This is a genomic window from Rhodovulum kholense (assembly GCF_003053725.1).
GTDB classification, from domain to species: Bacteria; Pseudomonadota; Alphaproteobacteria; order Rhodobacterales; family Rhodobacteraceae; genus Rhodovulum; species Rhodovulum kholense.
Genome location: NZ_QAYC01000024.1, coordinates 1 through 13,447, shown reverse-complemented (window position 1 = coordinate 13,447; position 13,447 = coordinate 1). Strand labels below are relative to the sequence as shown.

The window sequence follows — 13,447 nt, the reverse complement described above, 5'->3', positions numbered from 1 at the left end:
CATCCATGTCTGACACTGCCATCGACCGGTCCAGGCTGACCGTTTCGGACGAGGTCGCGATCCAGATCCTCGGCATGAACAAGTGGTACGGGGCGTTTCACGTCCTGCGCGACATCAACCTGACCATCAACAAGGGCGAACGGATCGTCGTTTGCGGCCCCTCGGGGTCGGGCAAGTCGACCCTGATCCGCTGCATCAACCGGCTGGAGGAACACCAGTCGGGCAAGATCGTCGTCGACGGGATCGAACTGACCAACGATCTGAAACATATCGACCAGGTCCGGTCCGAGGTCGGGATGGTGTTCCAGCACTTCAATCTCTTCCCGCATCTGACGATCCTGGAAAACTGCACCCTCGCCCCGATCTGGGTCCGGAAGGTGCCGAAGAAGGAAGCGGTGGAAACCGCCATGTACTACCTCGAGAAGGTCAAGATCCCGGAACAGGCGAACAAGTATCCCGGTCAGCTGTCGGGCGGCCAGCAGCAGCGGGTGGCCATCGCGCGCTCGCTTTGCATGCGGCCCAACATCATGCTCTTCGACGAGCCGACTTCGGCGCTCGATCCCGAGATGATCAAGGAGGTGCTCGATACCATGATCCAGCTGGCCGAAGAGGGCATGACGATGATCTGCGTGACCCACGAGATGGGCTTTGCCCGGCAGGTGGCGAACCGGGTGATCTTCATGGATCAGGGCCAGATCGTCGAACAGAACGAACCCGAGGCCTTCTTCAACAACCCGCGCTCCGACCGGACCAGGCTTTTCCTCAGTCAGATCCTCGGGCACTGACCGCATTTTTTCCGCGACCTCTCCGCGACTGGCGCCCGGGTCTGCCCGGGCGCCCTTGTCGTCTTTGGCGGGGGCGATGTCGGATTTCCCCCACTTTGGCGGGGCGAGGACCGCGAAAGCCGCGCCCGGCGCTGGCATGAATGCTGCTTCCCCAAGGGTGGAGGCGCGCACACGGTTCGAACCAACCATCTGCCGTCCGGGCCTTCGGGTGCGGGCGGCCCCAGCCAAGGGATCTAGCGACATGGCGATCATCACCTTCTCCTCCCCCTTGATGCACAAGGACAAGGCCGTCTACGGCGTGGCGGGAGATACCAAGACCATCCTGGCTCTGGCCGAGGACAACCGGATTCCGATTCCCTTCGACTGCCGGGACGGAAATTGCGGCTCGTGCCTGATCGAGGTCACCTATGACAACCCCGACCAGAAGAAGGCGATCATGCTGACCGACAAGGAAAAGCAGAAGCTGAAGGATCTGGGCAAGCTCACCCAGGAGGAAATCGAGGATGCCGAAGTGCGGGACATGCCGCCGCGCTATCGCCTGGCCTGCCAGTTCATCGCCCGCGACGAGGACGTGACCGTGACCTTCAGCGGCACGCCCGGCGGCGGCGACTAAGCCTGATACCGGCTTGCGGGCGCGACCGGTCGCGCCCGCGGGTCAGGGCACAAGCTGCTTGGGGGTGATGAAGTCGATCATCCGCCCGGTGCCGAACTCGACCGCGGTCCAGTCGGCGGCGTCGAAATCGGCGACCAGCGTCGCGCAGGTGGGAAAGGTCGCGAAGGGCGGCGGGTCGGGCGGGCCGTCCAGCAGACGCAGCGCGAAATCGGCGATGCCGGGATTGTGGCCCAGCATCAGGACCGGCGAGGCCGCGCAATTGTTCAGCGCCTCCAGCATCCGTTCGGCAGGCGCGTGGTACAGCCCCGGATCGCGCCGCATCACCGTCGATTCGCCCAGAACCGGGGCCATCCGGTCCCAGGTTTCCAGCGTGCGGCGGGCGGTAGAGCTGACGACCTCGGCGGGCACATGCCCCCGTTCGGCCAGCCATTGGCCGATCTTCGGCGCCGCTTCGCGGCCGCGCGGGTTGAGCGGGCGGTCGTGATCGTCCTCGCTCGGGTCGTCCCAACTCGATTTCGCGTGTCGGACGAGGATCAGGCGCAAACTCATCGGCAGGCCGCTTTGCGTGTCGCGGGTCGGGCGCATCCTGTCACAGCTCGGGTCTCCCGGCCAGCGCGTTCGGCGTCAGGGACGCGGCGCGCGGATCAGCGACCCCGCCCCGTGATCGGTGAAAAGCTCCAGCAGGCAGGCATTGGGCGCGCGCCCGTCAAGGATCACCACCGCGCGCACGCCGCCCTCGATGGCCATCAGGGCGGTTTCGGTCTTGGGGATCATCCCGCCCGCGATCACGCCCGAGGCGGTCATCTTGCGGATATGATCGGGGGTCAGTTCGGTCACCACCTCGCCGGCCGCGTTCTTGACCCCGGCCACATCGGTCAGCAGCAGCAGCCGGTCGGCCTTCAGCGCGGCGGCGATGGCACCCGCCGCGGTGTCGCCGTTGATGTTGAAGGTCTCGCCCTCGTGCCCCGCGCCCAGCGGCGCCACGACCGGGATCATCCCCGCCTCGAAGAGTTGGCGCAGCACCAGCGGGTTGACCTCCGACGGCGTGCCGACGAAGCCCAGGGCCGGGTCGGTCTGGTCACAGACGATCAGCCCCGCATCCTTGCCCGACAGCCCGACCGCCTTGCCGCCCTGATCGTTGATCGCCTGCACGATCCGCTTGTTGACCCGGCCCGACAGCACCATCTCGACCACCTCGACGGTGGCGGCATCGGTCACCCGCTTGCCCTTGACGAATTCCGACACGACACCGAGCTTGGCCAGCATCTCGTTGATCATCGGCCCGCCGCCATGCACCACCACCGGGTTCACGCCGACCTGGCGCATCAGCACCACGTCGCGGGCAAAGCTCTCCATCTCGGCGTCGTCGCCCATGGCGTGGCCGCCGAACTTGATGACGACGATGGCGCCGGTATAGCGCTGAAGATAGGGCAACGCCTCGGACAGGGTCCGGGCGGTGGCGATCCAGTCGCGATTCATGGCCGTCTGTTTTCTCATCCTGCGGGTCCGTTTGCTGAACTTCTGTTAGCGCCTGCGCAGCCGCAGGCCAAGGGCGATTGTCTTTTGGCGCGCCGGGCTTACGTTCAGCACGCCGCAGAACGGGAAGGGTGCGATGGAACAGAGGGTAATGTTGCTGACCGGGGCGAGCCGGGGCATCGGGCATGCGACGGTCAAGCGGTTCTCGGCCGAAGGCTGGCGGGTCCTGACCTGTTCGCGCCAGCCCTTCGACCCGCGCTGCCCCTGGCCAGGCGGCGCCGAGAACCATATCCAGATCGACCTCGCGGACCCCGCCATGACCAAACGCGCCATCGAGGTGGTGCGCGGCAAGCTGACCGACGGCAAGCTGCACGCGCTGGTCAACAATGCCGGGATCTCGCCCAAGACCGAAGAGGGCGGGCGGCTGAACACGCTGGACACCGACATGCGGACCTGGGGGCAGGTCTTCAACGTGAACTTCTTCGCCTCGATCGTGCTGGCGCGCGGGCTGCAGGACGAACTGGCCGCCGCCAAGGGCGCCATCGTCAACGTGACCTCGATCGCGGGCAGCCGGGTGCACCCTTTCGCGGGCGCGGCCTATGCGACATCCAAGGCGGCGCTGGCGGCGCTGACCCGCGAGATGGCCCATGATTTCGGCCCGCTCGGCGTCCGGGTGAATGCCATCGCGCCCGGAGAGGTCGAAACCTCGATCCTGTCGCCCGGCACCGAGAAGATCGTCGAGGGCCTGCCGCTTCGCCGTCTGGGCCAGCCCGAGGAGGTGGCAAGCGTCATCCATTTCCTCTGTTCGGACGAGGCCAGCTACGTGACCGGCACCGAGATCGAGGTGAATGCGGGCCAGCACGTCTAGGCTGGCCCGGGGGCGCGGTGGGCCGGGGCGCCGTGGAGGCTCAGGGGCGCGCTGCCGGCCCTAGCCGATACCCTCGATCACCGCGCGCAAGGTGGCGATCCCGTCGCCCTTCTCGGACGAGGTCAGCAGGATCTCGGGGAAGGCGGCGGGGTGGCGCGCCAACGCGCCCCTCACCTGGACCAGAACCTTTTCGCGATCGGCGGCCTTCACCTTGTCGGCCTTGGTCAGCACCGTCTGGAAGGTCACGGCGGCGCCGTCGAGCAGCTTCATGATCTCGTCGTCGACCGCCTTCACCCCGTGCCGCGCGTCGATCAGCACGAAGGCGCGGCGCAGCGTCTGCCGCCCGGCCAGATAGGACTTCAGCAGGCGTTGCCATTTCTCGACGATCTTCACCGGGGCCTCTGCATAGCCATAGCCCGGCAGGTCGACCAGGTAATGGCTGTCGCCCAGGGTGAAGTAGTTGATCTCCTGCGTCCGGCCCGGCGTGTTCGAGGCCCGCGCCAGCCCCTTGCGCCCGGTCAGCGCGTTGATCAGGCTCGACTTGCCGACATTCGAGCGCCCGGCAAAGCACAGCTCGGGCCGGTCGGCGGGCGGCAGCCCGTCCATCGCAACGACGCCTTTCAGGAATTCGACGGGCCCCGCGAACAGCTTGCGCCCGCGTTCGGCGGCCTCGGCATCTGGCTCGGGGGTCAGGGGGAAGGGAAGGGGGGTCATAGCGCCTCCACAGCGTCGCCAAGGGCCACGCGGCCGCCCTCGATCACCTCGGCATAGACGCCGAATTGCTTGTGCCCCCAGCCGGCCTGCAGCGCGCCCAGCGTGTCGGCGTCGCGTTCGCCGGTTTCGGGGTTGGCGGCCGTGGCCAGACAGCGGGTGATGCGCTCGCGCACCTCGATCACCGCCCGGCCCAGCCGCAGCTTCTGTCCGACCCAGTCGAATTCGGCAAAGGGGGCAAGCCCCTCGATCCAGAAATTGCCGCGAAAGCGCAGTGGCGACAGGTTCTGGCCAACCCTGTCGGACAGCGCCGCGAGCGAGGCGAGCCCCAGCAGGCTGATCGAGGGAAAGGCGCTGTCGGTCATGCCCCGCCCCGGCGCCCGGACGATCCGGGTCGAGGCGGCGCGGTCCCCGGGCATCAGCGGGCGGACCCAGTCGATCAGGGCCGCGCCCTCGTTGTCGGGAGAGAATGTCAGATCGGGCCGGTCGGGATGGGTCAGGGTCACCTGCCCGGCCGCCTCGTCCAGCCGCGCGCCGATGGCCATCAGCTGCGGCGCCTTCGCCCCGCGCGAGAAGTGCGCGCAGGGCGCCCAGCCGGTTCCGTCGGTTCGCGACGCCTCATGCGCCACGGCCCAGGTGCGGTCCCAGGGCAGGGTCCGGCCGGCCTCAAGATCCACCGCCTCCAGCGCCTCGGCGCCGTGGCCCTTGATCGGGTGGCGATAGATCCGGGCCAGCCGTGCCGTCATTTGTGCTCCGGTTCCGGCTTCTTCTTGCGGAAGCTCGACCTGATATTGCCCAGCACGTCGGGGTGATAGCCGTGGATGCGCATGATCGCATATTGCTGGATGAAGGTGATCGTGTTGTTGCAGATCCAGTACAGCACCAGCCCGCTGGCAAAGTTGCCAAGCATGAACATGAACACCCATGGCAGCCAGGCGAAGACCATGGCCTGCGTCGGATCGGTGGGCGTCGGGTTCAGTTTCTGCTGCAGCCACATCGAGATCCCCAGCAGGATCGGCAGCACACCGAGCGACAGGATCGCAAGGAACGAGCCCGGCTCCGGCGGCGCATAGGGCAGCAGGCCGAACAGGTTCAGGATCGAGGACGGATCGGGCGCCGACAGGTCGTGGATCCAGCCGATCCAGGGCGCGTGGCGCAGCTCGATGGTGACGAAGATCACCTTGTAGAGCGAGAAGAAGATCGGGATCTGCACGAAGAGCGGCAGACAGCCCGCGGCCGGGTTCACCTTCTCTTTCTTGTAGAGCGTCATCATCTCTTGCTGCAGCTTCTGGCGGTCGTCGCCGCAGCGCTCCTTCAGCTCTTCCATCTTGGGCTGAAGTTCCTTCATCTTCGCCATCGAGCTGTAGGACTTGTAGGCCAGCGGCAGCACGATCGCCTTGATGATGACGGTCAGAAGGATAATCGACCAGCCCATCGAGCCCGGAACGCCCAGACCCGACATCGCGCCGTTCAGCCAGTGCAGGACGCGGAAGATGGGTTTGGTGAAGAAGAAGAACCAGCCCCAGTCGATCGAGTCGATGAAGCGGAAGATGCCGTCATCGGTCTGGTAATGGTGGATCGTCTCCCATTCCTTGGCGCCCGCGAAGAGCATGGTCGAGGTGCCCTCGGTGGCGCCCGGGGCGACGGTCACGACCGGCAGCCGCGCCTCGACCTGATAGATGTCGGGGCCCGAGACGTATTTCGCGACAGAGGTGAAGGGCTGACCCGGTTCCGGGATCAGCGTGGTCATCCAGTACTTGTCGGTAAAGCCGATCCAGCCGTTCTCCTGAACGTCGGTGACCTCGGCATTGGCCCCTTCGCGCTCGACATAATCCATGTCGGGCATCTTCTTGTACTTGATCTCTTCCAGTTCCTCGTCGGTCTGCCGGACGACACCTTCGTGCAGGATGTAGAACCGGCTGCCCTCGGGCTGGCCATGACGCGCGACGATGCCGTAGGGGGCCAGGCGCACCGCGCTGCCGGTGGCGTTCTCGACGCTCTGCGCGACGGTGAACATGTAGTTCTCGTCGATGCTGATCGTGCGGTGGAAGGTCAGGCCCTTGCCGTTGTCCCAATGCATCGAGACGGGGGTCTCGACGCTCAGCGCGTCATTGCCGTCGAGCGTCCAGAGCGTGTTGGCGCCGGGCACGTCCTCGTAGCCCAGATCGCCCGCGGGCGCCCATCCGTAAAGCGCGTAATAGGGCCGGTCCGTCCCGACCGGCTCCAGCAGCGAGACCAGCGGCGAGTCCGGGTCCAGCGTCTCGTGATAGCCCTTCAGCGCCAGCCGGTCGATGCGCCCGCCCAGAAGCGAGATCGACCCGGTCAGGCGCGGCGTCTCGATCGACAGCCGGGGCGCCTCCGAGGCCAGCGAGGGCGCGGCGGTCTCGGGCGTGGCGAGCGCGCCGGTGCCCGGGGTCGCGGGCGGGGCGGCGGCGACGTCCGGCGTCGTGCCGCTGTCGGTCGCGGTCGTCGTCGCGACGGCCGGTTCCTCGCTCGGGGTCTGCTGTTCGGGCGGGAACAGCAGGAACCATCCGAGGATTACCAGAAAGCTGAGCGCCGTTGCGAGAATGAGATTCTTGTTCTGATCGTCCATGGCAGACCGCCACCCCGTCCTTTTAAAGGTGTGGGTGCTTCAACAGATTGAGGCCGGGGAGGTCAAGTCGTTTTGCCGACGCACGGCACCCGGGCCGGGGCGGCGAGGGCCTTGGCCCGGCCTCGTCCCGGCGGATCGCCCGGCTCGGGCGTCCTCTGGGGGTATCCGGACCGCGAAGACGACAGTGCGTTCTTCTTCTTGGATAAAATACCCGATACGCAACACAGGCAAGGGGCTGGCCGTCAGGGGTCGGGCGCCTCCCCGGGCAGGGCGCCGGGCGTCCCGGCCGCCGGACGCGCCAGCGCCGCGAAATCGAACAGCGCGGGGTCAAGCAGATGTGAGGGCCGCACATGCATCAGCGCGCGGAACATCTTCTGCCGGCGCCCGGGATGGTTCGCCTCCCACTGGTCGAGCATCGCCTTGACCTGCATCCGCTGCAGCCCGTCCTGACTGCCGCAAAGATTGCAGGGGATCACCGGATAGCTCATCGCCTGGGCGAAGCGCGCGCAATCGGCCTCGGCGACATGGGCGAGCGGGCGGTAGACGAACAGGTCGCCCTCCTCGTTCACAAGCTTCGGCGGCATCGTTGCCAGCCGCCCGCCATGAAAGAGGTTCAGCAGGAAGGTTTCGAGGATATCGTCGCGGTGATGGCCCAGCACCACCGCCGAACAGCCCTCCTCGCGGGCGATCCGGTAGAGGTTGCCGCGCCGCAGCCGCGAGCATAGCGCGCAATAGGTGCGCCCCTCGGGGATCTTGTCCATGACGATGGAATAGGTGTCCTGGTACTCGATCCGGTGCGGCACGCCCATCTTCGTCAGGAACTCGGGCAGGACCGTCGCCGGAAAGCCCGGCTGGCCCTGATCGAGATTGCAGGCCAGAAGATCGACCGGCAGCAGCCCCCGCCATTTCAGCTCGTAGAGTGCGGCCAGCAGGGTAAAGCTGTCCTTGCCGCCCGACAGGCAGACCAGCCAGCGCGCGCCGCGCTCGATCATCCCGTATTGCTCGATGGCCTCGCGGGTGTCGCGGATGATCCGCTTACGCAGCTTCTTGAACTCGGTGGTCGAGGGCGCGCCGTAAAACAGCGGATGGATATCGTCTGGCTCGTCGAACATGGCGCTGGCTATGCCAGATCGCCCGCCGCCGGGGAAGGGGAAAGGCGCGGCGCCAGAGTGCGGCCCGCCGTCAGCGCTCTGGCGGCGGTTCGCCGGGTTTTGGCGGCACCGGGTCGTAGCCGCAGCCGCCCCAGGGATTGCAGCGCAGGATCCGCCAGATCGCCAGCGCGCCGCCGCGCAGCGCGCCGTGCCGTTCCAGCGCCTCCAGCGCATAGGCCGAACAGGTCGGCTGATAGCGGCAGTTGAACCCGATCCAGGGCGACAGCACCAGCCGGTAGGCCCGGATCGGCAGGGCGAAAAGGCGGGCAAGCGGGCTCATGGCGCGTCGGCATGCAGCCGGTCGAGGGCGCGGCGCAGATCGGCGCGAAGCGCCTCGAATTCACGGGTCGCGGTCACGTCGGGGCGGCCGATCAACACGTAATCCCAGCCCGGGCGGCCATGCCGCGGCAGCTCGGCTCGGGCGATCTCGCGCAACCGGCGCTTGGCGCGGTTGCGGGCGACGGCATTGCCGACCTTCTTCGAACAGGTAAAGCCGACCCGGATGCCGCCCCCGGGCGCCTCGTCCCGGCGCCGCGCCTGCAGCGTGAAGGCCGGGGCCGACTGCCGCCGGGCGCGCGCGGCCAGCAGGAAATCGGCGCGCTTGGACAACACCGTCAGGCATGACGAAACCGCCGGGGACGTTTCGGAACGCTCCGGCATATCGGAGGCCCCGCCCATCCCCGGCGGTGTCATGTCACGTTCGCCGTCAGGCGTGGTCTCAGGCGCACAGACGCTTGCGGCCACGGGCACGGCGGGCGTTCAGGATCTTCTGGCCGCTCTTGGTGGCCATGCGGGCCCGGAAGCCGTGACGCTTCTTGCGGACCAGGTTCGAAGGTTGATAGGTGCGTTTCATCGCGCGTCGCTCCGTCGAGATGGACCCAAACCGCGTGCGGATTCGAAGGCCCCATGGTGTTCGAAGCCCGTCCTTTAGGGGCTTGGCGCGGGCAAGTCAATTCGTCCCGCGCGGGAAATGTTGCAATCGGCTGCGTCCGCACCGCGCAAGTGGCTCCGAAGGGGCCGGGGCCGGTCACCGACGATCAATGCGGCGTGAACGGCCTGTGCAGGGCGGCAGGCGCCATGCATCTTGTTCAGGGACGCATCCCACCCTTTCAGGGACGCATCCCACCCTTCATTCTCCGCCAGAGCGGCCCAGAGGAACATGACCGAGACGACCGAGACGCCCCAGACCCGGCCGACCCGAGCCCGCCACCTGCCGCTGATCGCGATTGCCGCGGTGGCCGTTGTCGGCGCGCTGACCCTGCGCGACCAGCTCGATTTCGAGGCGCTCGCCGCCCATCGCGAGGCGCTGATCGCGCTGCGCGATGCAAATTATGCCGGGGCGGCGCTGGGCTTCATGCTGGCCTATGTCGCGATCGTGGCCTTCTCGCTGCCCGGGGCGACAGTGGCGACGCTGGCGGGCGGCTTCCTGTTCGGGGTCTTCCCGGGCGTGCTTTTCAACGTGACCGCCGCGACGCTTGGCGCGGTGCTGATCTTCCTTGCGGCACGCTGGGGGCTGGGCGACAGGCTCGCGGCCCGGCTCGACGCCAGCGAGGGCCGCGTGGCCGCACTTCGCGAGGGGCTGCGCGAAAACGAGCTGTCTGTCCTCTTCCTGATCCGGCTGGTGCCAGCCGTGCCCTTCTTCGTTGCGAACCTTTTGCCCGCGCTGGTGGGCGTTTCGGCCGGGCGCTTTGCCGTCACCACCTTCTTCGGGATCATGCCGGGGGCGCTGGTCTACACTTGGGTCGGCGCCGGGCTGGGCGAGGTCTTCGCCCGGGGCGAGCGGCCCGATCTGGGGATCGTCTTCGAGCCGCAGGTGCTGGGGCCGCTTCTGGGGCTCGCGGCGCTGGCCGCGCTGCCCATCGTGCTCCGGGCCCTGCGGCGGAGGCGCTAGCCCGATGGCACCGACGAAGACCGATCTTTGCATCATCGGGGCGGGGTCCGCCGGGCTGTCGCTGGCGGCTGGCGCGGTGCAGATGGGCGCGCGCGTCGTGCTGATCGAAGGCCACAAGATGGGCGGCGACTGCCTGAACTATGGCTGCGTGCCGTCGAAAGCCCTGATCGCGGCTGCGGCCCAGGCCCAGATGATGCGGACGGGCGGTTGCGGCATCGCCGGGACCGCGCCCCGGATCGATCATGCCGCGGTGATGGCGCATGTGCATGCCACCATCGCCGCCATCGCCCCCCATGACAGCGTCGAGCGGTTCGAGGGGCTCGGGGTGCGGGTGATCCGCGACTGGGCGCGGTTTCTCTCACCGCGCGAGCTCGAGGCGGGGGGAGAGGTGATCCGTGCCCGCCGCTTCGTCGTCGCCACCGGCTCGCGGCCCTCGATCCCGCCGATCCTCGGCCTCGACGAGGTGCCCTACCTGACCAACGAGACCCTGTTCGACCTGCGCGAGCGCCCCGAACGCCTGTTGATCCTGGGCGGCGGGCCCGTCGGCATCGAGATGGCCCAGGCCCATGCCCGGCTGGGTGTGCCGGTGACGGTGATCGAAGGCCGCAAGGCGCTTGGCCGCGAAGACCCCGAGGCTGCGGCGCTTGTTCTGGACCGGCTCCGCTCCGAAGGGGTCGAGGTGCTTGAAGATACCGAGTTGCGGCGCGTCTCGGGCGGGCCGGGAGCGATCTCGGCGCAGACCGAGGGAGGCACGATTAAGGGCAGCCACCTGTTGATCGCGGCGGGCCGCCGTCCGGCGCTCGACAGGCTGAACCTGTCCGCGGCGGAGGTCGAGACCGATGCCCGGGGAATCCGGGTCGGTGTCGGCCTGCGCAGCTCCAACCGCCGGATCTATGCCATCGGCGATGCCGCGGGGCAGGGGCAGTTCACCCATCTGGCGGGCTATCACGCGGGCGTCGTGATCCGGCCGATCCTGTTCGGTCTGCCCGCCCGGGCCCGGACCGGCCACATCCCGCGCGTCACCTATTGCGACCCCGAACTGGCGCAGATCGGCCCGACCGAGGCCGAGGCCCGTGCCGCCCATGGCGATGCGATCGATGTGGTGCGGGCCGATTACGCCGGGAATGACCGCGCCGTGGCCAGCGGCCGCACCGAGGGATTCGTCAAGGTCGTGGTCCATCGCGGCCGTCCGCTGGGCGTGACCCTGGTCGGCGCCGAGGCCGGCGAACTGGTCTCCCCCTGGGCCCTTGCCATCGCCAGCGGTCAGCGGATGACCGCCATGACCGGCATGGTTGCGCCCTATCCGACACTGGGTGAGCTTAACAAGCGGGCAGCGGGCGCCTATTTTTCCCCAAAACTGTTCGAGAATCCCTGGGTCAAGCGGGGGGTGAGGGCGATTCAGCGCCTGCTGCCCTGATGCCCGGCCGGGGCGAGGGCGAGGCACATGTTTCTCAATTCCCTGTCGGGACGCTTCCTGCTTTTGACGATCGTCTTCGTCATGCTGGCCGAGGTCCTGATCTTCGTGCCGTCGGTTGCCCGGTTTCGCGTCGATTTCCTGCTGGCGCGGCTGGAACGGTCGCAGATCGCCTCGCTCGCGCTGCTGGCCAGCGACGGCATGATCAGCGACGAGCTCGAACGCGAATTGCTGCAGAACGCGGGCGTCTACAACGTCGTGCTGCGCCGCGACCAGGCGCGCGAGCTGGTCCTGTCCTCGCCGATTCCCGAGCCGGTCTATCGCAGCTTCGATCTGCGCGAGGCGGGCGTGTTCGACCTCATCCCCGATGCGCTGATCCGGCTGGTCGACCCCAAGACCCGGGTGATCCGGGTGATCGGCCAGCCGGTCCAGCGCGCGGGCCTGCTGATCGAGGTCACGATGAGCACGGCCGAACTGCGCAAGGCGATGATCGACTATGGGCTCAGGATTCTGGTGCTGTCGGCGGTGATCTCGGTGCTGTCGGCGCTGCTGCTGTTCCTGGCGGCGCGGCGGCTTCTGGTGGTGCCGATCCGGCGCGTGGTGCGGGCGATGCTGGTCTATGCCGAGGCCCCCGAGGACAACCGGCGGATCATCGTCCCCTCGGCCAGGGTGCGCGAGCTGAACGAGGCCGAGACAGCGCTACGGGCCCTGCAGGAAGAGCTGACCGGCGCGCTGCGCCAGAAGGATCGGCTGGCCCAGCTGGGCGCGGCCGTCGCCAAGATCAGCCACGATCTGCGCAACATCCTGACCACGGCCCAGCTTTTCGCCGACCGGATGGAGCTTAGCGACGATCCGGCGGTCAAGCGCGCCGCGCCCAAGATCGTCGGCGCGATCAGCCGCGCGGTGCATCTGTGCGAGGCGACGCTGGCCTTCGGGCGCGCACAGGAGCCGCCGCCCCGGCTCGAACGGGTGGCGCTGGCGCCCATCGTCAACGAGGTCGTCGACGGCGAGCGGCTGGCGGCGGGCGACTACGACATCAGCTTCTCCGAGGATGTGCCGGCCGGTCTGACGCTGCGCGCCGATGTCGAACAGCTGCTGCGGGTGCTGACCAATCTGGTGCGCAACTCCCGCCAGGCCATCGTGGCGTCGGGCAAACCCGGCGAGATCGGCATCCGTGCCGACGAGACCGAAGAGGATTGGGTGATCAAGGTCACCGATACCGGTCCGGGCCTGCCGCCCAAGGCGCGCGAGCATCTGTTCCAGCCGTTCCATGGCGGCACACGGAAGGACGGCACGGGTCTGGGCCTCGCGATCGCGATGGAGCTGGTTCGCGGCCATGGCGGCGCGCTTGAGCTGCGCAGCAGCGACGCCTCCGGCACCGCCTTCGAGATCCGCCTGCCGAAGGCTGCGGCGGCCTTGCCTGGCGAGGGCGATCTGCCCGGCTGACGACCTGCCGGTCGTCGGCAAAAAAACTGCGCCCTTTCGGTCGGTTTGCCCCTTGCACCCCCCTCCGAACGGCGTTACATGAGCCTCCCACGCGCTGGTAGCTCAGTTGGATAGAGTACTTGACTACGAATCAAGGGGTCGGGGGTTCGAATCCTCCCCAGCGCGCCATTAAAACCGTTGTGGGCTGTCAAGCAAAGATGACTTTCCTGTCAGATCGCTGACCCACAGGGCCGTCCTTCGGCGGTTAAGCGGCGTTGCTCAACTGAGCGTCCGATCGTAGTCTTGAGGGAGACCCGTTCCTCTTTCCCGCTTGGAGGACGCGCTTGGCCAAAAGCCTTCCAGCCCTCGCCGGTACCAGCTTCGCCCCATTGCCGCTGACGGTTCCCCATGCCGCGTTCGAGCCAGCATCGTCGCTGCTGTCGCGTCTTGCGGCCAGGAATGGGGCCGGATCGGTGCAGCAATTCTGTGGCGACATCGCCTTTCCGATCGATCCGCTGTT

At 67.7% G+C, this 13,447-nt stretch carries 15 protein-coding genes and 1 tRNA gene; 7 read left to right on the top strand and 9 right to left on the bottom strand.

The window, feature by feature from the left end; translation table 11 throughout:
• Positions 1-5 precede the first annotated feature (5 nt).
• Positions 6-785 (top strand): amino acid ABC transporter ATP-binding protein, encoded by a 780-nt coding sequence (locus tag C8N38_RS19525; RefSeq protein WP_108028808.1) that lies wholly within the window; start codon positions 6-8, stop codon positions 783-785.
• A 241-nt stretch (positions 786-1,026) separates the two neighbouring features.
• Entirely contained in the window at positions 1,027-1,398 is a 372-nt protein-coding gene (locus C8N38_RS19520; RefSeq protein WP_108028807.1) for a 2Fe-2S iron-sulfur cluster-binding protein, read from the top strand.
• Between the two features lie 42 nt (positions 1,399-1,440).
• Here C8N38_RS19520 and C8N38_RS19515 read toward each other — a convergent pair whose 3' ends face one another.
• Both C8N38_RS19515 and argB read right to left on the bottom strand, forming a co-directional pair.
• A complete protein-coding gene (locus C8N38_RS19515) occupies positions 1,441-1,947 on the bottom strand; it encodes a SixA phosphatase family protein (RefSeq protein WP_108028837.1) in 507 nt (168 codons plus the stop codon).
• A gap of 75 nt (positions 1,948-2,022) precedes the next feature.
• On the bottom strand, positions 2,023-2,895 hold the full coding sequence (gene argB, locus C8N38_RS19510; RefSeq protein WP_108028806.1) for an acetylglutamate kinase: 873 nt from the start codon (positions 2,893-2,895) through the stop codon (positions 2,023-2,025).
• A gap of 115 nt (positions 2,896-3,010) precedes the next feature.
• Between argB and C8N38_RS19505 the strand changes: the two genes are divergently transcribed.
• Positions 3,011-3,742, top strand: a complete 732-nt coding sequence (locus C8N38_RS19505) for an SDR family NAD(P)-dependent oxidoreductase (protein WP_108028805.1) — start codon at positions 3,011-3,013, stop codon at positions 3,740-3,742.
• A gap of 60 nt (positions 3,743-3,802) precedes the next feature.
• Here C8N38_RS19505 and yihA read toward each other — a convergent pair whose 3' ends face one another.
• The 7 genes from yihA to rpmH all read right to left on the bottom strand — a co-directional run bounded on the left by yihA (position 3,803) and on the right by rpmH (position 9,050).
• The gene (gene yihA, locus C8N38_RS19500; RefSeq protein WP_108028804.1) at positions 3,803-4,456 is read right to left on the bottom strand and encodes a ribosome biogenesis GTP-binding protein YihA/YsxC; all 654 of its coding nucleotides are present in this window, start codon (positions 4,454-4,456) and stop codon (positions 3,803-3,805) included.
• The gene (locus tag C8N38_RS19495) at positions 4,453-5,199 is read right to left on the bottom strand and encodes an MOSC domain-containing protein (RefSeq protein WP_108028803.1); all 747 of its coding nucleotides are present in this window, start codon (positions 5,197-5,199) and stop codon (positions 4,453-4,455) included. Before C8N38_RS19495 ends, yihA begins: the two co-directional genes overlap by 4 nt.
• Positions 5,196-7,046, bottom strand: coding sequence for a membrane protein insertase YidC (yidC, locus tag C8N38_RS19490; protein ID WP_108028802.1), 1,851 nt, complete (start codon positions 7,044-7,046; stop codon positions 5,196-5,198). Before yidC ends, C8N38_RS19495 begins: the two co-directional genes overlap by 4 nt.
• 242 nt (positions 7,047-7,288) lie before the next feature.
• Entirely contained in the window at positions 7,289-8,158 is an 870-nt protein-coding gene (gene ttcA, locus C8N38_RS19485) for a tRNA 2-thiocytidine(32) synthetase TtcA (RefSeq protein ID WP_108028801.1), read from the bottom strand.
• Between the two features lie 70 nt (positions 8,159-8,228).
• The gene (yidD, locus tag C8N38_RS19480) at positions 8,229-8,477 is read right to left on the bottom strand and encodes a membrane protein insertion efficiency factor YidD (protein ID WP_108028800.1); all 249 of its coding nucleotides are present in this window, start codon (positions 8,475-8,477) and stop codon (positions 8,229-8,231) included.
• Positions 8,474-8,890, bottom strand: a complete 417-nt coding sequence (gene rnpA / locus C8N38_RS19475) for a ribonuclease P protein component (protein ID WP_108028799.1) — start codon at positions 8,888-8,890, stop codon at positions 8,474-8,476. The genes yidD and rnpA overlap by 4 nt, the downstream gene beginning before the upstream one ends.
• A 25-nt stretch (positions 8,891-8,915) precedes the next feature.
• Positions 8,916-9,050: a 50S ribosomal protein L34 gene (gene rpmH / locus C8N38_RS19470; RefSeq protein WP_108028798.1), complete on the bottom strand. Its 135-nt coding sequence runs from the start codon at positions 9,048-9,050 to the stop codon at positions 8,916-8,918.
• Positions 9,051-9,356: 306 nt separating this feature from the next.
• Between rpmH and C8N38_RS19465 the strand changes: the two genes are divergently transcribed.
• The 4 genes from C8N38_RS19465 (at position 9,357) to C8N38_RS19450 (ending at position 13,116) form a co-directional block, all read left to right on the top strand.
• Complete coding sequence (locus tag C8N38_RS19465) at positions 9,357-10,088, top strand: TVP38/TMEM64 family protein (RefSeq protein WP_108028797.1); 732 nt, start codon at positions 9,357-9,359, stop codon at positions 10,086-10,088.
• A gap of 4 nt (positions 10,089-10,092) precedes the next feature.
• Positions 10,093-11,505 (top strand): dihydrolipoyl dehydrogenase family protein, encoded by a 1,413-nt coding sequence (locus tag C8N38_RS19460; protein WP_108028796.1) that lies wholly within the window; start codon positions 10,093-10,095, stop codon positions 11,503-11,505.
• A 27-nt stretch (positions 11,506-11,532) separates the two neighbouring features.
• Entirely contained in the window at positions 11,533-12,948 is a 1,416-nt protein-coding gene (locus C8N38_RS19455) for a sensor histidine kinase (protein WP_108028795.1), read from the top strand.
• A 91-nt stretch (positions 12,949-13,039) separates the two neighbouring features.
• A tRNA-Arg gene (locus tag C8N38_RS19450) sits at positions 13,040-13,116 on the top strand.
• The last annotated feature ends 331 nt before the right edge of the window (positions 13,117-13,447 follow it).